At 64.7% G+C, this 21665-nt stretch carries 14 protein-coding genes; 7 read left to right on the forward strand and 7 right to left on the reverse strand.

The annotated features are described in order from the left end of the window. Positions 1–7: 7 nt before the first annotated feature. The 5 genes from AABA86_RS00235 to AABA86_RS00255 all read right to left on the reverse strand — a co-directional run bounded on the left by AABA86_RS00235 (position 8) and on the right by AABA86_RS00255 (position 8484). Positions 8–1288: an HlyD family efflux transporter periplasmic adaptor subunit gene (locus AABA86_RS00235; protein ID WP_338305353.1), complete on the reverse strand. Its 1281-nt coding sequence runs from the start codon at positions 1286–1288 to the stop codon at positions 8–10. 317 nt (positions 1289–1605) lie between these two features. Further along, positions 1606–4935 (reverse strand): adenylate/guanylate cyclase domain-containing protein, encoded by a 3330-nt coding sequence (locus AABA86_RS00240; protein WP_338305355.1) that lies wholly within the window; start codon positions 4933–4935, stop codon positions 1606–1608. 335 nt (positions 4936–5270) lie between these two features. After that, positions 5271–5786 carry a hypothetical protein gene (locus AABA86_RS00245; RefSeq protein WP_338305356.1) on the reverse strand — a complete coding sequence of 172 codons (516 nt, stop codon included), beginning with the start codon at positions 5784–5786 and terminating at the stop codon, positions 5271–5273. A gap of 434 nt (positions 5787–6220) precedes the next feature. Next, positions 6221–7147: a 2-hydroxyacid dehydrogenase gene (locus AABA86_RS00250; RefSeq protein ID WP_338305357.1), complete on the reverse strand. Its 927-nt coding sequence runs from the start codon at positions 7145–7147 to the stop codon at positions 6221–6223. Between the two features lie 8 nt (positions 7148–7155). Beyond that, positions 7156–8484, reverse strand: coding sequence for an NAD(P)/FAD-dependent oxidoreductase (locus tag AABA86_RS00255; protein ID WP_338305358.1), 1329 nt, complete (start codon positions 8482–8484; stop codon positions 7156–7158). Positions 8485–8688: 204 nt separating this feature from the next. Here AABA86_RS00255 and AABA86_RS00260 point away from each other — a divergent pair, with 204 nt between their 5' ends. Next, entirely contained in the window at positions 8689–10554 is a 1866-nt protein-coding gene (locus AABA86_RS00260) for an ATP-binding protein (protein WP_338305359.1), read from the forward strand. Positions 10555–10564: 10 nt separating this feature from the next. On the opposite strand, the gene AABA86_RS00265 is transcribed toward AABA86_RS00260, so the two are convergent. Continuing rightward, entirely contained in the window at positions 10565–11590 is a 1026-nt protein-coding gene (locus tag AABA86_RS00265; RefSeq protein WP_338305360.1) for an AraC family transcriptional regulator, read from the reverse strand. Between the two features lie 188 nt (positions 11591–11778). Between AABA86_RS00265 and AABA86_RS00270 the strand changes: the two genes are divergently transcribed. The 4 genes from AABA86_RS00270 (at position 11779) to AABA86_RS00285 (ending at position 16044) form a co-directional block, all read left to right on the forward strand. Further along, positions 11779–12228 carry a cupin domain-containing protein gene (locus tag AABA86_RS00270; protein ID WP_027560751.1) on the forward strand — a complete coding sequence of 150 codons (450 nt, stop codon included), beginning with the start codon at positions 11779–11781 and terminating at the stop codon, positions 12226–12228. Positions 12229–12333: 105 nt separating this feature from the next. Beyond that, on the forward strand, positions 12334–13824 hold the full coding sequence (locus AABA86_RS00275) for a flavin-containing monooxygenase (protein ID WP_338305361.1): 1491 nt from the start codon (positions 12334–12336) through the stop codon (positions 13822–13824). Positions 13825–13917: 93 nt separating this feature from the next. Continuing rightward, a complete protein-coding gene (locus tag AABA86_RS00280; RefSeq protein WP_338305362.1) occupies positions 13918–14982 on the forward strand; it encodes a hypothetical protein in 1065 nt (354 codons plus the stop codon). 66 nt (positions 14983–15048) lie between these two features. After that, entirely contained in the window at positions 15049–16044 is a 996-nt protein-coding gene (locus AABA86_RS00285) for an NAD-dependent epimerase/dehydratase family protein (RefSeq protein ID WP_338305363.1), read from the forward strand. 30 nt (positions 16045–16074) lie between these two features. Here the strand turns inward: AABA86_RS00285 and AABA86_RS00290 are convergent, their stop codons facing one another. Beyond that, entirely contained in the window at positions 16075–16866 is a 792-nt protein-coding gene (locus AABA86_RS00290) for a transporter substrate-binding domain-containing protein (RefSeq protein WP_338305364.1), read from the reverse strand. 244 nt (positions 16867–17110) lie between these two features. Between AABA86_RS00290 and AABA86_RS00295 the strand changes: the two genes are divergently transcribed. Then, complete coding sequence (locus AABA86_RS00295; protein WP_338305365.1) at positions 17111–18304, forward strand: efflux RND transporter periplasmic adaptor subunit; 1194 nt, start codon at positions 17111–17113, stop codon at positions 18302–18304. Positions 18305–18315: 11 nt separating this feature from the next. Beyond that, a complete protein-coding gene (locus tag AABA86_RS00300) occupies positions 18316–21474 on the forward strand; it encodes an efflux RND transporter permease subunit (RefSeq protein ID WP_338305366.1) in 3159 nt (1052 codons plus the stop codon). Positions 21475–21665 lie beyond the last annotated feature (191 nt).

The raw sequence follows: 21665 nt of genomic DNA on the forward strand, positions 1-21665 counted from the left end.
ATCTCGCTCACAGGGACGAATGATCGAGCTCCAGGCGCGCGGTCAGCCATTTCAACTTCGAGCTGACCAATCGCAGCAGGCCGTCGGCGCTACGCTCGAAGCGCACCTCAGCCAACCGTCCGATATCGCAGGAGCCGTTATGGTCGGCCGACGTCTCATTGGGCGGAAGCGATATCTCAACGGTAATGTTGCCCGGATCAGGCCGCGGCACCCGAGCCGCAAGCAGCCGATCATCGCCGTACGCTGCCGATCCGCGGACTTGCCGGATCTGGCCGGTCTTCCATTCGCGGCTCCCAATCAGGCGCACGGTAGCCGCATCTCCGGCCTTGATCTTCTCGAAATCGCGTTCGGGGAGTTCAACAACGATAAATCGGCGTTCGCAATCCGCAAAATCGAAGACCGATTGCCCTTCCGTGACCATCGAGCCCGGGCTGGCCGCGACCGACCAGACCACATGGGCTGCGGGCAAGGACAGATCGTAGTGATCGAGACGATCGAGCCGAGTGCGTTCCTCTGCGATTTCCGCGGCCAGCTGCGTGGCACGTGAGCTGTTCTGCAACAGGTCTGTCTCGAGCTCCTGGCGGCGGAGGACAAGCCGCTCGCGCTGCTGCTGAGAATACGGCACGTCATTTGCGTCGCCACGAAGGTAAATGCCCTTCTCGGCCGCCCCCACCTCGGTCTTGAGGCGCTGCAGGCGTTCATCGGCCATCTGGCACCGCGTTGCGGTTGCCTCCTGCGAGGCCTGGGCCTCACCGGAGCGGATTTGCGAACTGATGCCGAGCTTCACGAGCCTCTCCATCCGGCCCGCGACATCGTTCCGCTGCCGCGCCTCGGCGAGACAGCCGCCTTTTTCAACTTCCGTTTCGCCGATCTCGTGGCTCAGGCGCGCGACCATCCCCAAACGATAGTCCTCGCTGCGCTCGCCGAGCTTGCGATCGAGCCCGGCGATTTCCTCGAGTTGCCGACGTGCGAGCTCGGCGCGTTTGGTGGACATGGCAAGCTGCTGATCGAGGTCCATGAGGTGCCGGCGATCCGGCGACCGCGCCCCGACCATCGGCACCACCCGGCTCTGCTGGAAATATTCACCCTTGCGTGGAAGATCAGGCGAGAGCTGACCCGCGAAGGGTGCAGTCACCCGCATGAGCTCGGCATTGACGAATGCGGAGGGAGCGATTCGGTAGGTCACATACGGCAACAGGGCCCATCCGCTCAGCGCGATGATCCCGAGCGCCAGGGCTCGACGAACAACCCGGCTACGAATGAAACGTTCAACGTGCAAACGAACCACGACTGGACCTCCAATGGGCTTTGGTCGCTGCGCCTGCCGCAGCGAAGGCAAGCCAATCGCCGCATGGCCCGGCGTTGGGATGAAGTCTGCGCCTTGAGGCAAGGAGCAATCCGACAACATTGCCGCCAGCCGAAATCAGGATTCGCCGCCGCGGCAGACTCGCCTTCGCAACCACGAGAAGCATATCTAGCATTCACCACAACAGGTTAAGCTGTGTCAAAACCGGATAACTACGGCTGCCGAGTCGAGGATCAAGATATCGACCCATTCCGGCTTGAAGTCGGCGCGGCGTTTGCGCCGATCGAATGGCGGCGCGGCTAACGCCCATTCCCAAGCAACTCTTTCGCTTCTACGACTTCGGGAAGATTTCGCTCCGCATCGAACTCGGCGAGCAAGGGAGCAAGCACTTCCGAGACCGCGCCCGCTCGGTCCCTTGTCTTGCGCAGGCGAGCAAGTCCAAGGGCGCTGCGCAACTCGAACGTCTTCGTCTGCTGGTGTCGCGCGATTTGCAGCGCTCGCTCGAAGGCATCTTCGGCCCCGGATTCGTCTGGAGGGTCCTGACGCAACAACAGCTCGCCATGGACGCGGTGCAGCTCGGCATCGAGCCAATGCTGGCCGGATTGCCCCGCCCATGCGATCGATTCGCTCAGGATTTCCAGCCCGGTTTCAACTTGGCCCGACTCTGCGTCCGCCATGGCGACATGCATCCCCCAAAACGGTTCACAGAGGTAGCAGTCATTTTCGTGTAGCAAGGTCCAGCCGCGGCGCATTTCCGTAAGTCCAGTGGCTCGGTCTCCGTCGCGCCATTTGGCCAGGCCATTCAGGTAGGTGCCGGCGGCCACATACAGCGGCATCGTGTGGTCGCGCGCGAGACCGAGCGCCAGGATCGTCTCTGTTTGCTGCAACATGCCGCCGCATACTCCGTCGAACACGGCTCGATGCACAAGCGCATTGGCCTGGGAAAGCGCCCGTTTTTCTCCGGAAGCACTCACCGCTTCGGCGGCGAGGCGGCGTGCCCGGGCGATCCTGCCAAGCGGCCAAAGCACCAAGGCGAGAAACCTCATGATCACGAACGGAAGATCCAGCGCCGAGGCTCTGAACGTCGCTGGATCCGGCTCGGCACCATAGATGTCCAGTGCCTGCTCGAGATGCACCCTCGCGTTCAAATAGTCGCCCCCGAACCAACAGGTCACCCCGCCGGTCCAATGTGCAACGACGGCGGCCACCGGTGAGTCCGGTCGTCGGTCAGCCGCGCTCTTGATGGCATCCGCCAGCTCCCGCATCGGAGCGAGTTCGCCGTGTGTCAGGCAGGCATTGAAGAGACCCGAATGGATCGGCGCAAGTTCAACGGGATCATTGATGTCGGCTGCGAACTGGCGCGCACGCGTCCATGCCGCGACTGTTTCCGGAGCACTGTGGCCGAGGCTGCCCCGTAATGCGCGGCCATAGGCGATTTGAAGATGCAGCCTGCTCATCATCCGGCGAGGCTCGTCAGGCAACTCATCGGCAATGGCAATCGCCTTGCCGAGATGCGCAATCGCCTCGGAATAGGCCGAGCGTTTCAGCGCCTGCTGGCCCGCCTTGCGCCACCACTCGAGGGCGACCTCGTTCAGCCCAGCTTCGGTGAAGTGGTGCGCCAGAACTTCCGGCTCAGTCTCGGCCACGGCTGGAAACTTTTCGCGCAGGACATCACCGATGCGCGTGTGAAGCACCTGCCGTTTGCTCTTGAGCAGGCTCTCGTAGGCCGCCTCCTGAACGAGGGCGTGCTTGAAACTATAGTTTGCTTCGGGCGGAGCCCCGCGACACACCAGCAGTTCGGCCTCTTCGAGTTGCCCCAGCGCAGCGCTCAGCGTCAGATCATCGCGTCCCGCCACATATCTCAGCAGCGCGTACGAGAAATCGCGGCCGATGGCGGCGCCTATCTGCGCCACCTCCTTGACCGGAGCCAGCCGGTCGAGCCGCGCCATCAGCGAATCCTGCAGCGTCGCGGGAATAGCCAGCGGCGGGAGCGGACTTTCGAGGCGATAGCGCCCGGCACCTTCGACGAGCCATCCGGACTCCAGCACCATCTTGGTCAATTCCTCGACGAAGAGCGGGACGCCATCCGTCCTGTCGATGATCTGCTTCAGCATCTCGCGTGGCAGCTGGCGACCGACAGTCACCTGCTCGACCAGCGCCCGCGTGTCCTGCCGGTCGAGCCGGTCGAGCCGCAACAGACTGACGTTGGCAAGGCCCGACCATGACGGCTCGAATTCCGGCCGCGATGTCATGAGCACGAGTATCGGCAGCCCCCTGATCCGGTCGACCCCGAGATCGAACAGTTCAAGTGTCGTGGCATCGGCCCAGTGCATATCCTCGCAGACAATCAGCAGGGGCTGCTCTCGCGCCAATCCCTCGAGCTGATCGAGAAGGGTGGCAAAGGTCTGTCGCCGCAGCTGCGCCGGGCTCAGACCGAGCGGCGGATAACGGTCCCCGGTTGGGATCGAAAGCAGTGCCGCAATGAGCGCTGTCGCCCGGGCAACCTGCTGCGTTCCAAGCGCCAGCATCGCCTCGAGCTTGTCGAGCTTCTGCCCTGGCGTGTCGTGCGAGCAAATGCCGGCAGCGCGCTCGAGTTGCGCGACAAAGGGATGAAGCGCACTGTTGGTGTGGTACGGCGAGCACTGATATCGCACCCGGCGGTGCGCGCCCAACACGGGGCTTTCGGACAGCATTGCGACCATGCGCGACTTGCCGATGCCGGCTTCGCCGGAAATCAGCACCATCTGCCCGTGCCCCTGCCATGCCAACCGCTGGCGCGAGAGCGTGAGTTCGATCTCCTCCTTGCGGCCGACAAAGCCGATCGAGCGCGCCGCGTGGACCGCCTCGAAGCGACTTTCCGATGCGGGCGCTCCCTCGACCGCCCAGACCGCGATGGGTTCGGATATCCCCTTGACCTCGCGGCGGCCGAGGTTGCGAAACGTGAAGAGATCACCGAGCAGCCGGCGCGTCGACGAGGCAACGACGACCGCTCCCGGCTCCGCCAGGCTCTGGAGCCGGGCAGCGAGGTTTGGTGTATCGCCGACGGTTGCACGCTCCTCTGACGCATCTCCGCTGATGAGGTCGCCGACCACCACAAGCCCGGTCGCAATTGCGATCCGCAGTTCAACCCGTTCGTCGGCGCCCATCTTGAGCTGGCGAACCGCGGAGATAGTGTCAAGGCCGGCCCGCACTGCGCGCTCCGCATCATCTTCATGGGCGCGCGGATAGCCGAAATAGACGAGTATTCCGTCACCGACGAACCTGGCTATCCTGCCGTCATAAGCAGCAACGACGCTCGCGCAGGCGGCGCGATAGGCCCGGATCACTTCCCACATATCCTCGGGATCGAGACGCGCCGAGAGTGCGGTCGAGCCGACCAGATCGCAAAACATGACGGTGAGGTGGCGCCGCTCAGCGTCGTGAGGAGGCGCCGGCGATGCGATCAACGCGGCTGGATCAAGGTCGGCAATCGCACGCAGCATTTTACGGCGATGCCCGAGCAGGACTCCGAGCTTGTCGAAGTCCTCGACCATCAACTCGGGAAGGACGCCCATGTCGATCCCATTTTGGACAAAACGCTCTGCGTATTGCCCAAGCCCCAGCTTCTCGAGCCACTCCGCAATCTGCATTGGCTCCACCGATGTGTGGTTGGCGGTGAGCAGAATTTTGGACCACGGCGCGCAGGGACAATATCCCAACGCCACCATGATGGCACGTCTTGTTTGTTGTGCGATAATTTAGGTTGCTCGGTACCGATACCGCTTCCACGCTGGGACATTGTTTGATGCGAGCGGCTGCGCTACCAAAAATCGTCCGCACGTCGCATTGGACGACAGAAGTTGCGATGAGTCGTCAGTCACTCGCTTTCAGGCCTTAAGCCTAATCCTGGTACCGGGCTTGTGCCCACGTCACGCCAAGCAGACGTTTTTCCGTGAGCACAATTATCTTTAGTCCTTGTTTGTCTTTAGTCCTTGTTCTCGGGCACTTCGTAGTTGCGCGCCATCGCTCCCGCCGCAACTTGAAGCGAAGAGCCAACCACCCAGCAGCCGGCGACGAAGGCTATCAGGCCGTTGGGGAGGTTTTGATCAAGGACAAGGATGCTGACGGACAGGGCTGCTGCAATCGCTGCGCCGAACGTTCCGGCCGCGCTCATGATCTCAACCATCTCGGAGCCATCGTATGCTTCGGAGGTACTCGAAATCGACCTCCGAGCGATCGTCCGGGACAAATCAATTCCGACATAATAGCTAAGAGCGCCGTAGAGCACCGTTAGCAGCACGATCCAGCCACTTTCAAAAAGTCCGCCCTTCTGACGCAATAGGGCCGCACCCACATAGAGGCCGCAGGAGGCCCCGACGGCTGCAAGCCCAATTCTTTCAAGAAGATGGGCCGACCTGATCAGACTGGAACGGGCGATCCGAAGATTGCCGGCGTACCTTGTCAGGGAAAATGCGCTGGGTGCTGCGTTGCTCGTCTTCATTGGGTACTCCTTACTAAGTAGCAGCCTACCGGCCGACCCCGAATAGGAGCTGCGTGGACGCGTTTCGCGATGTCCTTGCTTCCAATTTCTGAAAGATTCTTTGCTGAGTGATGGGGTTGGCTTGCTCGTGACCAAGACGAGAGCCAATCCAAAGCTGCGAGCACGCGGCTTCGCAGGCATTGCCTCTCACCCGTGTCTGTCAGTTGGCTCCGGGTGCGACAATTTCTTGCGGGAGTGATAGCTCGAAAAGAGAGTGATGGAATATGAGGCGGTTCACATACCGCAGTTCCCTGTCGCTCCATCCAGTCACAATTTCAGGAGGACAGATCCTCATCGTCGCGCCTCAAGCGACCTCGAAGGAGACGACGGGAATCCATCATCCCTCGAGCATGAGAGGTAAGAGGAGCCCGGGGCTGCTGGTGTTCCCATTCACCTCAGTAACCGCGCGCACGATCGACCCGTCCCGGCAGTTCCTCGCCGCGACGGTGACGGTCAATGACATCGAGCACGAAATCGACGGCCGTGTCCGGCGTCGTCATGCCGGCATTGTGCGGCGTCAGCAGGATGCGGGGATGACTCCAGAACGGATGTCCCTCAGGCAGCGGTTCGGGTTCGGTGACATCGAGCACCGCGCCTGACAACGCACCGCTGTCGAGGGCCGCAAGGACATCGGCTTCGACGAGATGCGGGCCACGTCCGACGTTGACGAGGGACGCACCGCGCGGCAGGCGCGCGAACAAATCGGCGTTGAGGATGCCGCGCGTCTCGTCGGTCAATGGCAGCAGGCAAATGAGGATGTCGCTCTGTGCGAGGAAATCTGGCAGTGCATCCGCACCCGCATAGCAGGTCACGCCCTCGATCTCCCGCGCCGAACGATTCCACCCCGACAGCGGAAAGCCGAACACCTTGAGGCGTTCGAGCACGGCCTGGCCGAGCTGGCCAAGCCCCATCACGCCGACACGCCGCCGCTTGGCCGGCGTGATGCGGATCTCGCGCCAGACCTGCTGCTTCTGCTGATTGATGAAGTGCAGGAGGTCGCGATGCAGACCGAGCACGGCCATGGTGACATATTCGACCATGGTCTCGGCGATGCCGGGCTCCAACATGCGGACCAGCGGAATGTGGGCCGGAACCTTGGTGGCATCGAACTGATCGACGCCGGCCCCGACCGAGAAGACCAGCTCGAGATTGGGAAACGTCGTCGCGATATCGTCAGGGGGCACCCACGCCACGAGATATCGGATATCAGCGGGATCGCCGATGTCAGGCCAGAGCCGGAACGGGACGTCGGGCGCGCGCTCCGCGAAGAAGCGCGCCCACTCGGCGCCGCGAACCATGTTGGCCTTGTAGAGAACCGTCATGCGAGCTCTCAGAACGGGCTGACCGGCGCGAGCCGGCGGCCGTCGATCATGCGCTTGTGGCTGTAGGCCGCGGGATCGACCAGCGGCGTGGCACCGGTCACGATGTCGGCGGCGAGCTTGCCGGCGGCAGGTCCGATGCCAAAGCCGTGGCCGGAGAAACCGGTCGCGAGGAAGAAGCCCGGCAGCGCGTCGACCGGCGAGATCACCGGGATCGTATCCGGCGTGCAGTCGATGGTGCCGCCCCAGGCTTCCGCAATCTCGATGTCCTTGAGTTCAGGATTGGCCTTGATCAGCGACGCCAGCGCAGCATTGACCAGCGACATGTCGGGCTCGGGATCGCGCACGCGCTCGGTCTCGAATGGCGACGGCTTGTCGAAGCTCCAGCTGGTGGCGCGCATAATCTGGTCGAAGAAGGACCTGCCGAACGACAGCTTCAGTCCGTTCTTGCGATGCAGATAGGTCGGCCAGAAGGTGCGCGCATAGCGGAACAAATCGGGCGACAGCTCCACCGTGCCGCGGTTGCGCAGCGCCAGCGTGAAACCGCCGTCGAGGCGGCGGCGGATGCAGTAGAGATCGGTGCCCAGCGCGCCCGAGGTGATCTCCGGCGCCGGCGTGGTCCGGCACGCCGTCGCGTTGACGAGACCGATCGGCAGCTCGATGCCGTGGCGCCGACAAAACAGCGACGACCACGCGCCGCCCGACAGCAGCACCGCTTGCGTGCGAATGGTCCCCTTCTCGGTGACGACGGCGCTGACCCGCCCACCGGTCGTCTCAAGTCCGCGCGCGGCGCAGCCCTGATGAATGGTGACGCCATGCTTTCGCGCGGCGGTGGCGAGCGCGGGCACCGCCATCGACGGTTCGGCGCGGCCATCGCTCGGCGTGTGCAGGCCGCCGACCCATGTGTCGGTATTCCCGGGCATGCGCTCGGCGACCTCCGCCGGCGTCAGGACGGTGGAGTGGACCTGCATCTCGCGCGCGACCGCGGCCCAGCGCTCCCAGCTCGCAAGCTCGTCCTTGCTCTTGGTCAGGAACAGCACGCCGGTGCGGCGGAAACCGGCATCGACGCCGGCGTCGTTCTGCATGTCCTCCCACAGCCGCAGTGCCTCGCGGGCGAGCGGTATTTCTTCGCGCGCGCGCCCCTGCTGGCGGCACCAGCCCCAATTGCGGCTCGACTGCTCGCCGCCGACATGGCCCTTCTCGACCAGAGCGACCGAGAGGCCCTTCTTCGCCAGATGATAGGCCGCGGAGACGCCGATGACGCCGCCGCCGATGACGACGACATCGACCTGCTGAGGCAGGCGCTCGTCGCTGTTGATACGGGTGAGTGGCGGGGACATGGGGCACTCCTGGAGTTCAGTTCGACCGAACATGACTCAATACAGCTGTCAATCGCATTGCTTGCATGCGCGCCTCCTTGAAAGGCTGGTGGCCGACACCACCGCAAATTGCCCCTCGACGCCGCCGCGCGGAGTCTGTAGCTCACATCAAAGCGGCACCCGGGACCGGGCGGCCGATGCGGTAGTCTTCTTTGGTGGGAGACCATGAAACTCAGGGGGCTTCTGACACTCGCGATGGCCGCACAGGTCGTGGTGACCGCGGTGGCCCTCCTCGCCTCCTATGCCATGGCCGGAGCCGGCTTCGGCATTCCCCAGCTTGTTGCCCTAATGGCAAGCGCTGCCGTTGCGGCGCTGATGGTACGCCTCTGCACGCGCGCGATCGAGACCTCGGAGGACAAGCGCGCCGCCGGACGATCGGCGGAAGACGCGCGGGCCCGCAGCGACGCTGCGCAGATGATGCAAGCCGTCATCAAGACCGCGCTCGATGCCTTCATTCAGATCGACGGCAGCGGTGCCGTTCTGGAGTGGAGCTTTCAGGCGGAGGCCCTGACCGGATGGACGCGCAAGGAGGCGCTCGGCGCCGACGTCGTCGATCTCATCGTCGCCGAGCCGCTGCGCGCCGCCTTCAGGCAGCGCATGGCGCGGCTCGTTCCGGAATTGTCGGATGCACCGGCCGGCCTGCGCTTCGAGCTCACCCTGATTCACAGGAACGGCGACCAGATCCTGGCCGAGGCGTCCAGCACGGTGCTGCGGCTGGGCGAGCGCACCATCGTCAACACCTTCGTCAGGGACATCACCCAGAAGCGCGCGGCCGAGGAGCAGCTGGTCCAGTCCCAGAAGATGGAGGCAGTCGGGCAGCTCACCGGCGGCATCGCGCACGAATTCAACAACATGCTCACGGTGATCACGGGCACGATCGAGATCCTCGCCGACGCCGTCAGGGACAATCCGCCGCTTGCGACCATCACCAAGCTGATCAGCGAGGCCGCCGACCGCGGCGCCGCGCTCACGTCGAGCCTGTTGTCCTTTGCCCGCAAGCAGGCGCTGCAGCCGGCCGAGATCGACGTCAACGGGCTGCTCGAAGAGCTGGCCAAGCTGCTGCTGGCGACCTTCGACAAGAAGATCGAGATCGTCACCAGGCTCGACGCCAACGTCTGGCTCGCTTACGCCGACCGCGGCCAGCTGAGCTCGGCACTGCTCAACCTCGCGATCAACGCCCGCGACGCCATGCTGGATGGCGGCAAGCTGACGCTGACGACGCGCAACGTCGTGTTCGGCGTGCGCGAGGCGGTCGCGGTCGGTGCCGGCTATGCCGGCGACTATGTCGAGATCGAGATCGCCGACAGCGGCACCGGCATTCCGCAGGCCATTCTCGAGCGGATTTTCGATCCGTTCTTCTCCACCAAGGAGGTCGGCAAAGGCACGGGGCTCGGGCTCAGCATGGTGTTCGGTTTCGTCAAGCAGTCCGGCGGCGGCATCAAGGTCGCCTCCGAAGAAGGCCGCGGCACGATCTTCACGATCTACCTGCCGAAGGCGGAGGCGAGCGCGCTGCGCCCGACCGGCTATGACGACCGCAAGATCGTGGGGGGCAAGGAAACCGTGCTCTGCGTCGAAGATGACCGCGACGTCCGCCACTACGTCACGGTCCAGCTCGAAAGCCTCGGCTACAAGGTCATCCCGGCCGCCAATGCGACCGAGGCGCTCGCGATTGCGGCCGAAGGCAGGCCGTTCGACCTGCTCTTCACCGATATCGTGATGGCCGGCGGCATGAATGGACGCGAGCTCGCCGAGCAGATGGTGGCGGCGCGCCCTTCCCTGCGGGTTCTGTTCACGTCGGGCTATGCCTACGATTCGCTGCATGCGCAGGGACGCGCGACGATGGGCGCACCGCTCTTGAGAAAGCCGTACCGCAAGGCCGAGCTCGCCCGTATGCTGCGCCGCTGCCTCGACACCGCCGTCGATTCCGCCGGTGACGCGATCCCGACGCCCTATTCGGTGCAGGCGGATGTCGAGGCGTTCCTGCGCAAACAAGCGGCGGAAGACAACGGCAGAACGCGGCCACGGAAATAGCTCTCTCGCGCTAGCTCATCCTTCGCCGCAGCGTCGCCGAGGGCGTCTCGCCGAATTTATCGCGATAGGCGCCGGCCATGCGGCTGAGATGGGTGAAGCCGAGATCGAAGGCGATGTCGGTGATGGAGGCATCGGGCGCGGCCTGCGCGAGGCGGGCGTGCAGACCGGCGAGGCGCATGTCGAGCAGCATCTGCGAGATCGACAGGCCGAAGTGACGGCGGAAGCCGAGCTGGAGCGCGCGGATGCCGATGCCGGACGCGCAGGCGAGCTGTGCGAGGTCGAGCGGCTCGCCGGCATTGTCCGCCAGATGGTCGCGCGCCGTGCGCAGCGCGCGCGGCAGCCGCTCGGCCTGTCCCGAGAACGTTTGAATCGCATCCGACAGGCCGTGGCGCTGGCCGTTGAGCAGGTGATCGAGCAGCAGCTCGCGCCAATCGGCGATCGCGACCGGCGACAGCCGGCCGCAGGGACCGAGACGTTCGGCAAGCGTCATCAGCTCGGCCAGGCTGGTCCGCAGCGCCCGCCCGGACGGCGCGTCCAAATCGATCACGGGATCGAACTCGACCGTGCCGGATACCCTGCCCGACAGCGCCGCGGCGCGCTGCTCGACCATGCGGCGGTCAAACAGCAGGATCGCCTGCGCGCAGTCGCGCCACATCATCCGGGTCGGGATCGTCGGCGACAACAGCGACGCCGTCCGCCCCGGCGCGGCGTCGAGCTCGGTCGTGCCGGCGCGAATGCAGGCCGTGCCCGTGAGCGGGACCTGCACCAGGAAGAAGCGCTCGAGGCAGCCGGGGTCGATGCCGACCGATCCGCCATAGGCGACGTAATTGATGGAAAAGCCGTCGAAGCCGGCGCAATTGTGCCGGGCGGAGAAGCCGGAGGCGCGCAGCCGTACCGGCTTGAGGTCGTGCGGGCAGAAGATGCGCCCGATCTGTTCGGCCGCTTCGTCGACATCGTCGGTGGTGACGCGGGCGAAGTCCGCAAGCCGTTCGGCTGCGGGCACCCTTGCGCTCGTTTCCAGCACGGCTGCGGACATGGTCGACCACGCTTCGCGTCACGGAATTGCTTTAAGCCTATAATAGTTCCGCGGACGCGGAAAGGGCGGCGTCGGCAAAATCGTCATGCTGCAGGGCAACAGGGGCTTCGCGGATTCGTTTAGCGGATAGACAGCCGCCCCATTGCTGACAGAAGCTCCATCCTCGCCGGAATCCATGGGAGCGCGACATGACTGCACTCGAAAAAGGCATTACCGCAAACGGCACAGGCTATGGCGGCAAGAGCTGGAACATCCTGGGCCAGGTCTATTTCCCCAAGGCCGTCACCGACTCCACCTTCGCGTTCGAGACCAACAGCGATCCCGGCCAGTTCGTGCCGGTGCACATCCATCCGACCCAGGACGAGTTCATCCTGGTGCAGGAGGGCACGCTCGACCTCAAGCTCGATGGCAAATGGGTCAAGGCTCACGCCGGCGACCTCGTGCGCATGCCGCGCGGCATCCCGCACGGTTATTTCAACAAATCCGACAAGCCGTGCCGCGCTCTGTTCTGGGTCTCGCCGATGCAGAAGCTGGAGGCGCTGTTCAACCAGCTGCACAATCTGACCGACCCTGCAGAGGTCGTGCGGATCTCGGCGCTGCATGAGGTCGACTTCCTGCCGCCCGAGGCCAACGACTAGGCGCGGCCCCCTCGTCCACTTTCATCTGCTTGCAGGTCCGCCGGCCGCGCCTTGCGGCCGAACGAGACCGCTTGCGCGCGAAACACATCGATTGCGAGCAATCCCATGGTCAGCCCCAAGCATGTCTGCGTGATCGGCGCCGGCGTCTCCGGCCTTGCCGCCTCCAAGGCGTTCTCCAGCCGCGGCCACCGCGTCACCATCGTCGAGCGTAGCGCCGATCTTGGCGGCGTCTGGGAGCCGGCGCGCTCCTATCCTGACGTGCAGACGCAGAGCCCGAAGGAGCTCTACCGCTACACCGACCGCGCCATGCCCGACGCCTATCCGGAATGGCCGACCGGGCCGCAGGTCCATGCCTATCTCGCCGACTATGCCAGGAGTTTCGGTCTCGACCGCATGCTGCGGCTCGGCACCGAGGTCGCCGGCATGGCGCGGCGTGCCGACGGCAGGCCGGGCTGGACCCTCGCGCTGAAAGACAAGGACGGCGCGAGCACGAGCGAGGATTTCGATTTCGTCGCCGTCTGCACCGGGCAGTTCAACGAGCCGCGCGAGCTGCATTGCCCGGGCGAGGACGGCTTTCTGGCACAGGGCGGCCAGATCCTGCATTCGTCGAAATACGGCGATCCCACGCTGGCGAAAGGACGCCGAATCGTCGTGCTCGGCGGCTCGAAATCGGCGACCGACATCGCGGTGAACGCGGTGAAATCGGGCGCGCGCGAGGTCACCATCGTGATGCGCGAGCCGGTCTGGCGGATCCCCTATTTCATCGGCGGGCTCGTGAACTTCAAGCGCATCCTCTATATCCGCGCGCAGGAGGAGATGTTTCCGGGCTGGGGCATCGGCGCGATGACGCGGTTCGCGCACCGCCTCGCCGCGCCGCTGGTGTGGGCGAACTGGCGTGGGCTGGAGAGCCTGTTGAAAGCGCAGCTCAAGCTTGGCCGGTGCAAGATGGTGCCGAAGGACCGGATCGAGGACGGCGTCAATTGCTCGGTGCCGATCGCAACGCCCGGCTTCTACCCGATGGTCGCCGACGGCCGCATCAAGGCCGTGTTCGGCACGTTCGATCGTTATGACGGCGACAGCATCGTGATGAGCGGCGGCGAGCGCATCGATGCAGACGTCGCGGTGCTCGCGATCGGCTACAAGCTCGGCGTGCCGTTCCTGCCCGAGGCCTACAAGCAGAAGCTGGTCGATGCCGACGGGCAGTACCGGCTCTACCGCCTGATCGCCAACCCTGACCTGCCCGAGCTCGGCTTCGTCGGCTTCAACTCCTCGTTCTGCACCGTGCTCTGCGCCGACCTCGCCGCGAACTGGCTGGTGCGCTATGCCGACGGCCAGCTCGCCAACCAGCCGACGGCGCAGGCGATGCACGACAACATCGAGATGATGCTGCACTTCAAGCGCGTCGAGCGGCCGGCCGCCGGCGTCTATGGCGGCCTCTGCGTCGCGCCCTATCACTACCGCCATTTCGACGAGCTGATGGCCGACATCGGCGCGAAGAGCCAGAAGCGCGGCGGGCTCAAAGGACATTTCCAGCCGCCGGATGCGGATGCCTATGCGAAATTCCTGGCGACGGCGCCGGACTACCGGGCGGCTTGAGCGGACGAATTGCGGCTGAGCGGGATTTGCGTCTCGCCAGCCCTTGTATCTGATGCTTACGATCTCCTGGCCTCGAATCGACGGGAACCGGCCATGAGATTCAAACGTCTTGCCGCCCTTGCGGCTGTTGCTTTCTTCGTCGCGGCGCCCGCCGTCGGACAGCGCACGCTCACGCCGAGGCAATCCGAGGCGGCCGCCGCCTATGACAAGGCGCTCGCCGAGTTCAAATCGATCCTCGCCGAGCGGCGGCGCCAGATCGAGGCGAAGCAGCCGCTGCCGAACCTGCCGGGACAGGCGCTCTACCTCGCCCGCGTCGCCGTCATCAGTTCTTACAAGGATCTCACCGACGCCATGCCGTCGCGGATCGGCAGGCCCAACAAGTTCGAGATTCCTCCGGCCTATTTCGACGCCGAGATCGAGCCGCTGATCGACGAATATTCGAAACTGTTCGACGTGATGGAGGCGCCGCCGGCCAATGCGCAGAACTCGCCGACGCCGTTCAAGGACGTCGTCGATCTCGCGACAGTGATCGCGCGCGCCAAGGGGCTTGCGCCTGACCACGCAGCCGCTGCGGGGCGCATCAGCCTCGGGCTGTTCTTTGCCGAGACCAACGGCAAGCAGAACGTCCGCAACGGACGCTCGAACACCTATATGGGCAGCTTTCAGACCGGCCCGTCCGAGGACCGCAACGGCCGCAGGAAGTGGGAGGCCATCAAGGGCGAGATCGCCGCGATCGATCCCGGGCTGAGCGCGCGCGACGACAAGGAGGAGGCGCGGGCCCGCGGCACCGATCTCCGCTTCAATCACTGGACCAATGTGCGCGACGGCCTGATGAACGCGCATGCCGATGTGTTCCGCGAAATCCCTGGAATCGTGAAGACGCTGCCCGACCCGATCGACCAGATGAAGCTGTTCGAGCTGATCCAGATCGTGCCCACGCCGACGCGGGCCGCGCTCAAATCCGGCGACCTCCTGAACTACAGGGTCTCCAGCCCCACGATCATGAAGCATCTGCGCAACAACAGCATCTTTGCTTTCGGACAGGCCGACCGGGCGCGAGCCTCCGCAAGCTTCCGCGAGATCCTCGCCGCGATGTGGCTGTTCAACCGGAAGTTCGAGAAGGCGATGGCGAAATATGCGGAGATCAAGCCGCGCTGACGATCGGTTGCAAATGCAACCGATCGTCGTAGGCTGCCGGCGCCGGATCGGCAGAAGGGCGATCGCATGCGCATTCTAATTCTCGGCGGGAGCCAGTTTCTCGGGCGAGCGATTGCGGCCCATGCCTGTGCTGCCGGCCACGATGTAACCTGCGCCGCCCGCGGTCTTGCGGGGCCGATTGCGCCGGGCGTTCACTTTGTGCGGATCGATCGCGACGTTGCTGATGGTCTTGCGCCACTGACCGGCGAAACGTTCGACGCTGTCGTCGACGTCTCGCGTCATCCCGGCCAGGTCCACCGCGCCGTCACGGCGCTGAAGCGACCAAATGTGCATTGGACCTTCGTCTCGACCATTAGCGTGTATGCGGACAATCGGATACCGGGACAACGCGCCGACACGGCGCCATTGCGCGAGCCCGCGGCTGAGGATTTGGAGCACAGCACCGACGCCATTTACGGCGCGGCCAAGGTCGCCTGCGAGCAGGCGGTCGGCAACGATGCCTTCATCTGCCGTGCCGGCCTGATCGCCGGGCCGGAGGACCCGACCGGGCGCTTCGCCTATTGGCCGACACGGCTTGCACGCGGCGGCGAGGTGCTGGCGCCGGGATCGCCGGATGATGCCGTCCAGTTCATCGATGTCCGCGACCTCGCGCAATGGATCGTGCATGCGGCGGAGATTCGTCTCACCGGCATCTATGACGGGATTGGACCAATACGCACGCGCGGCGAATTCCTGGCCGAATGCGCGTCGGCGCTGAACGCGTCCTGCACATTCACCTGGATCGATCGCGCCTTCCTCGAGGCACACGACGTGCGGCGCTGGGCCGGTCCGCGGTCATTGCCGATGTGGCTGCCCCTGCCCGACTTCGCGGGCTTCCTGACGCGCGACACCTCGCCGGCACGCGAGGCCGGACTGATCTCGCGACCAGCGGGAGACACCGCGCGCGACACGATGCATTGGCTTCGCGTCAGCGGCGGCCCGGTCATCGGGCTCACTGGCGATGAAGAACGCGCGGTGCTTTCAGCGTGGCACGCGCGCGAGTCAACTGCGACCGGGATCTAGCCGGATCGTGGCCAAACCAGGCTGGCAGACCTACTCCGTCCGGATCGGCGAATCCTTCAAACCATTATCGTCATAGGCCTTGCGTAGCGTGCCGTTGGTTGTCGCCTCCGTCATGAATGTGGTGACGAACGCCAGCGCCTGCTGGTGGCCGAGCGGCACGGCGACGGCGGTCACTGTCTTCTTGAACGTCTCGTCCAGCACCTTGGTGCCCGGGATCTTCTGCGCCATCTTGTTGAGCTGGTCGCGCGACAGTGCGAAGGCGTCGATCTCGCCGCTCTTCAGCAAGCCGAAGATCTCGTCATAGGTCTGATAGCCGGTGACCTTTGCATGCTTCAGATGCGCGATCGCGCCGCGCATGGTGGTGGTGGCGTTGACGGCGGCGACCTTGATTCCGGGTTGGTCGAGCGTCGCAAAATTGGTGACGGCGGAGCCGGGCTTGACGATGTAGGTGGCGTCGGCGACTTCGTAGATCGGGCCGAACATCATCTTGGTCTCGCGCTCAGGATCCCTGGGGAGCCAGGTGACATCCCACGTTCCTTTTGACGCCGCGTCGGTGATCTGTCCGGAGTTCTGGTGGACGACATATTCGACGGGGACGTCGAGCTTGGCGGCCATCGCCTTGCCGAGATCGACGGGAACGCCGGCATAGCCGGCTTCGATCTTGGTCGACCAGAATGCGCCGCCTGCGGGGCTGATTGCGATCGCGACGCGCAGCTTGCCGGTCGGCGCGATCTCGTCCTTCAGACCGTCTGCTAGCGCCGGCATGGCGACCATCGCTGCGAGAACGAGGCCGGCAAGGCCCGAGCGAAGGGACGTGGGCATGTCACGTTCTCCTCACCTTTTCTTCTTGGCTTCTTCCCGGCTGGCTCGCGCACCGTCACACGGTCTTTGGCACAATTCTGGTCGATCGTGCGCTCGGTGAAAAGCGGTTTGTCGTGACAAATCTGTCAAAGGCCACACCGCCCTGTGCAGCGCAAGGCCGGCGACTGCCATGGCTATGGTGTTCCACGGCCGGACATTTGTTGGTAGCCTGCCGCACCGACAGACGATACTCGGGGGCTACCGAATGACCTCATCGAATCCCGCATCTGCTGCACGGCGCAATGAAGCGTGGAGACAGGCCGGGCGGGCACTGGCCGCCGCTGCGGCCGTGGTCGCACTGGCGGGTTGCGAGGACAAGAACACGTTCGTCGCACCGCCGCCGCCCAAGGTGGATGTGGCAACGCCGGTGCAGCGTCCGGTGACGCGCTACATCGAGGCCACCGGCAACACCGCGCCGATCAAGAGCGTCGATCTCGTGGCGCGGGTGCAGGGTTTCCTGCAGTCGATTGACTATCAGGACGGCACCTTCGTCAAGCAGGGCACCCAGCTGTTCACGATCGAGCCCGAGACCTACAAGCTCAAGGTCGAGCAGGCAAAGGCGGCCGAGGTTGGTGCGCAAGCCACGGTCAAGCAGGCCGAAGCCGATTTCAAGCGGCAGGTCGAGCTCGTGCAGCGCCAGGCGGTCTCGCAGTCCACCCTCGACACCTCGACATCGACCCGCGACAACGCCCAGGCCAACCTCCAGCAGGCCCAGGTCAATACGAGGCTGGCCGAGGTCAATTACGGCTACACCAGGGTGACAGCGCCGTTCGACGGCATCGTCAGCGCCCACCTGGTCTCGATCGGCGAGCTCGTCGGCGTCTCCTCGCCGACCCAGCTCGCGACCATCGTCGCGATGGATCCGATCTGGGTGAACTTCACGGTCAACGAGCAGGACGTGCTGCGCATCCGCGCCGAAGCGGCCCGCCGCGGACTGACCCCCGCCGACATGAAGCAATTCCCGATTCAGGTGGGACTGCAGACCGAGACCGGCTATCCGCATGAGGGCAAGCTCGACTACGTCTCGCCGACCCTCAATACATCAACCGGCACGCTCGCGGTGCGCGGCGTCGTGCCCAACGACAAGCGGGTGCTGCTGCCCGGATATTTCGTCCGGGTGCGCGTGCCCTTCGACCAGGAGAAGAGCGCCCTCCTCGTCCCCGACACCGCGCTCGGCAGCGACCAGGGCGGCCGCTATCTGCTGGTGGTCAACGGCGACAACGTCGTCGAGCAGCGCAAGGTGCAGATCGGCCCCGTCGACAATGGGCTGCGCGTCATCGAAAGCGGCTTGAAGCCGGACGACCGCGTCGTCATCGCGGGGCTGCTGCGGGTGATCCCGGGCCAGAAGATCGATCCGCAAACAACGAAGATCGAGCAGCCGCAGGCGTCTGCCAAGTAGGAGCCGCCGCCATGATCTCAAAGTTCTTCATCGAGCGGCCGGTCCTGTCGAACGTCATCGCGCTGTTGATGATCCTGATCGGCGGCGTCGCACTGTTCAATCTCGCCATCGCGCAATACCCTGATGTGGTGCCGCCGACCGTGCAGGTCACCACGCGCTATCCCGGCGCCAGCGCCAAGACCGTGATCGACACCGTTGCCTTGCCGATCGAGCAGCAGGTCAACGGCGTCGAGGACATGCTCTACATGCAGTCCTACAGCGGCTCCGACGGCACCTATACCCTGACCGTGACCTTCAAGATCGGCACCGACCTCAACTTCGCACAGGTGCTGGTGCAGAACCGCGTCTCCAGCGCATTGTCGCAATTGCCGAGCGCGGTGCAGAACCAGGGCGTCACCGTGCAGAAGCGGTCGACCTCGATCCTCTTGTTCGTGACGCTGACCTCGCCGGACTCCAGATACGACAGCCTTTACCTGAGCAATTACGCCACCATCAACATCCGCGACGAGCTCTCGCGCCTGCCCGGCGTCGGCAACGTCACCGTGTTCGGCGCCGGCCAGTATTCGATGCGGGTCTGGCTCGATCCCAACAAGCTGCAGGTCCGTGGTCTCGTGCCGCAGGACGTCATCAACGCGATCCAGCAACAGAGCCAGCAGGTCTCTGCCGGCCAGGTCGGCGCGCCGCCGACGCCGCCGGGCCAGGCGTTCCAGTACACGCTCAACGTCAACGGACGGCTCGACGACACCAGCCAGTTCGAGAACATCATCGTCAAGTCAGGCACCAGCGGCGACGTCACGCGGGTGCGCGATGTCGGCTGGGTCGAATTGGGCGCGCAGACCTACAGCCAGATCTTCTCGCTCAACAAGCAACCGGCCGTCGGCATCGGCGTGTTCCAGTCGCCCGGCGCCAACGCGCTCCAGGTCGAGCAGGCCGTCGAGAAGAAGATGGCGGACCTCGCCAAGCGGTTTCCGGAAGGCATCAAATACGACACGCCGTTCGACACCACCAAGTTCGTCGAGGCCTCGGTGCACGAGGTCTACATGACCCTGATCGAGGCCGGCCTTTTGGTGCTGGTCGTGATCCTGGTGTTCCTGCAGGACTGGCGCGCGATGCTGGTGCCGGCGACGACCGTGCCCGTCACCATCATCGGCGCCTTTGCCGCGATGGCGGCGCTCGGCTTCACCATCAACATGTCGACGCTGTTCGCGATCGTGCTCGCGATCGGCATCGTCGTCGACGACGCCATCGTCGTGGTCGAAGGCGCCGCGCACAACATCGAGCAGGGCATGAACGGCCACGACGCCGCGATCAAGGCGATGGACCAGCTGTTCGCGCCGATCGTCGGCATCACTCTGGTGCTGATCTCGGTGTTTTTGCCGGCCTCGTTCCTCGCGGGGCTGACGGGGCACATCTATTCGCAGTTCGCGCTGGTGATCGCCGCGACCGCGCTGCTATCCGCCATCAACGCGGCGACGTTGAAGCCGACGCAATGCGCGCTGTGGCTGCGACCGACGGTGCCGCCGGAGCAGCGAAACCTCTTCTATCGCGGTTTCAACGCGGTCTATGACCGGGTCGAGCGCGGCTATACAAGGCTGATCACCTTCCTGTGCCGGCACGCCACCGTCTCGGTTGCGTTCGCGCTGCTGGTCATCGCAGCCAGCGGCTACGGCCTGTCGCGGGTGCCGACCGGCTTCCTGCCGATCGAGGACCAGGGCTATCTGATCGCCGCCGTGCAGCTGCCCGACGGCGCCGCGCTGGAGCGGACCCAAGCCGTGCTCGACAAAGCGAGCGGGCTGATCAAGGGGACGCCGGGCGTGGCGCAGGTCATCACCATCGCCGGCATCTCCGCGCTCGACAACAGCGCCAGCCTTGCCAATGCCGGCGTCGCCTACATCATCCTGAAGGATTGGGACGCACGCAAAGGACCGGGCGAGGATTTGCGCTCGCTGGTGTACGGGCTCAATGACAAGCTTGCGACCATCATGGAGGCGCGCACGCTGGTGCTGCCGCCGCCGCCGATCCAGGGCATCGGCAACGCCGCGGGCTTCTCGATGCAGGTCGAGCTGCGCGACGGCAACAGCGATTTCGCCAAGCTGCAGGCGATCACCGGCGCGATGGTCAGCAATGGCCAGAGCCAGAGCGCACTGCAGCGCGTGCAGTCCTCGTTCCGCTCGTCGGTGCCGCAATTCAACATCGAGATCGACCGGGTCAAGACCCAGACGCTGCACGTCACGACGGACCAGGTGTTCTCGGCGCTGTCGACCTATCTCGGCTCGTCCTATGTCAACCAGTTCAACAAGTTCGGCCGTGTGTTCCAGGTCTACACCCAGGCCGATCCCGCCTTCCGCGTCACCGAGAGCGACATCGCCAACATGCAGGTGCGCAACTCGAATGGCGACATGATCCCGATCGGCACCGTCGCCAAGATCACGCCGGCCACGGGACCGTCGCTGATCAGCCTCTACAATCTCTATCCATCCTCGACCGTGATCGGCCTGCCGGCGCAGGGCTACTCATCGGGCCAGTCGCTGAAGCTGATGGAGGAGATCGCCGACAAGACGCTGCCGCCCGGCACCGGCTATGAATGGACGGCGATGTCCTATCAGGAGAAGGCGGTCTCCAACCAGATCTACTGGGTGTTCGGCCTCGCCATGCTGCTGGTCTATCTCGTGCTCGCCGGTCAGTATGAGAGCTGGTACGCGCCGATCTCGGTGATCCTCGCGGTGCCGCTGTCGCTGCTCGGGCCGATGCTGATCCTGTCCGGGCTCAAGATCGACAATAACCTGTATTGCCAGATCGGCCTGATCCTCCTGATCGCGCTGTCGGCCAAGAACGCGATCCTGATCGTCGAGGTCGGGCTCGAACTGCACGGCCGCGACGGCAAGCCGGTGCTTGAGGCCGCGATCGAGGCGGCGCGCGCCCGCTTCCGCCCGATCCTGATGACGTCGTTCGCCTTCATCCTCGGCGTGGTGCCCTTGGTGCTCGCGACCGGCGCCGGCGCCAGCGCGCGCAAGTCGATCGGCATCACGGTGTTCTCGGGCATGCTGGCCTCGACCTGCCTCGCCGTGCTGTTCGTGCCGGCCTTCTTCGTGGTGGTGCAGCGGTTCGAGAACTGGCGGGCGAGCAAGAAGGTGGCGAAGGTGGAGACGGCGGCGGAGGTGAAGCCCTAAGAGCCGTTGAGTCGGATCGGCCGAGTCGCGTGCTCGGTGTAACCTTTCCCGCTTGCGGGGGAGGTCGGCGCGCAGAGCGGGGCGGGTGAGGGCTTTCTCCTCTTGGGGAGTGTCCCAATGCGGAAACACCCTCTCCCCAACCCTCTCCCGCAAGCGGGAGAGGGAGCGCACCGTCCACGCCGCTACAGCCA

It is taken from the genome of Bradyrhizobium sp. TM233, assembly GCF_036247965.1.
Taxonomy (GTDB): Bacteria; Pseudomonadota; Alphaproteobacteria; order Rhizobiales; family Xanthobacteraceae; genus Bradyrhizobium; species Bradyrhizobium ottawaense.

Excerpts from the sequence above, each read along its gene's own strand:
- AABA86_RS00240 (WP_338305355.1), bottom strand. The coding sequence starts at position 4,935 with ATGCAGATTGCGGAGTGGCTCGAGAAGCTGGGGCTTGGGCAATACGCA.
- AABA86_RS00245 (WP_338305356.1), bottom strand. The coding sequence starts at position 5,786 with ATGAAGACGAGCAACGCAGCACCCAGCGCATTTTCCCTGACAAGGTAC.
- AABA86_RS00250 (WP_338305357.1), bottom strand. The coding sequence starts at position 7,147 with ATGACGGTTCTCTACAAGGCCAACATGGTTCGCGGCGCCGAGTGGGCG.
- AABA86_RS00255 (WP_338305358.1), bottom strand. The coding sequence starts at position 8,484 with ATGTCCCCGCCACTCACCCGTATCAACAGCGACGAGCGCCTGCCTCAG.
- AABA86_RS00260 (WP_338305359.1), top strand. The coding sequence starts at position 8,689 with ATGAAACTCAGGGGGCTTCTGACACTCGCGATGGCCGCACAGGTCGTG.
- AABA86_RS00265 (WP_338305360.1), bottom strand. The coding sequence starts at position 11,590 with ATGTCCGCAGCCGTGCTGGAAACGAGCGCAAGGGTGCCCGCAGCCGAA.
- AABA86_RS00270 (WP_027560751.1), top strand. The coding sequence starts at position 11,779 with ATGACTGCACTCGAAAAAGGCATTACCGCAAACGGCACAGGCTATGGC.
- AABA86_RS00275 (WP_338305361.1), top strand. The coding sequence starts at position 12,334 with ATGGTCAGCCCCAAGCATGTCTGCGTGATCGGCGCCGGCGTCTCCGGC.
- AABA86_RS00280 (WP_338305362.1), top strand. The coding sequence starts at position 13,918 with ATGAGATTCAAACGTCTTGCCGCCCTTGCGGCTGTTGCTTTCTTCGTC.
- AABA86_RS00285 (WP_338305363.1), top strand. The coding sequence starts at position 15,049 with ATGCGCATTCTAATTCTCGGCGGGAGCCAGTTTCTCGGGCGAGCGATT.
- AABA86_RS00290 (WP_338305364.1), bottom strand. The coding sequence starts at position 16,866 with ATGCCCACGTCCCTTCGCTCGGGCCTTGCCGGCCTCGTTCTCGCAGCG.
- AABA86_RS00295 (WP_338305365.1), top strand. The coding sequence starts at position 17,111 with ATGACCTCATCGAATCCCGCATCTGCTGCACGGCGCAATGAAGCGTGG.
- AABA86_RS00300 (WP_338305366.1), top strand. The coding sequence starts at position 18,316 with ATGATCTCAAAGTTCTTCATCGAGCGGCCGGTCCTGTCGAACGTCATC.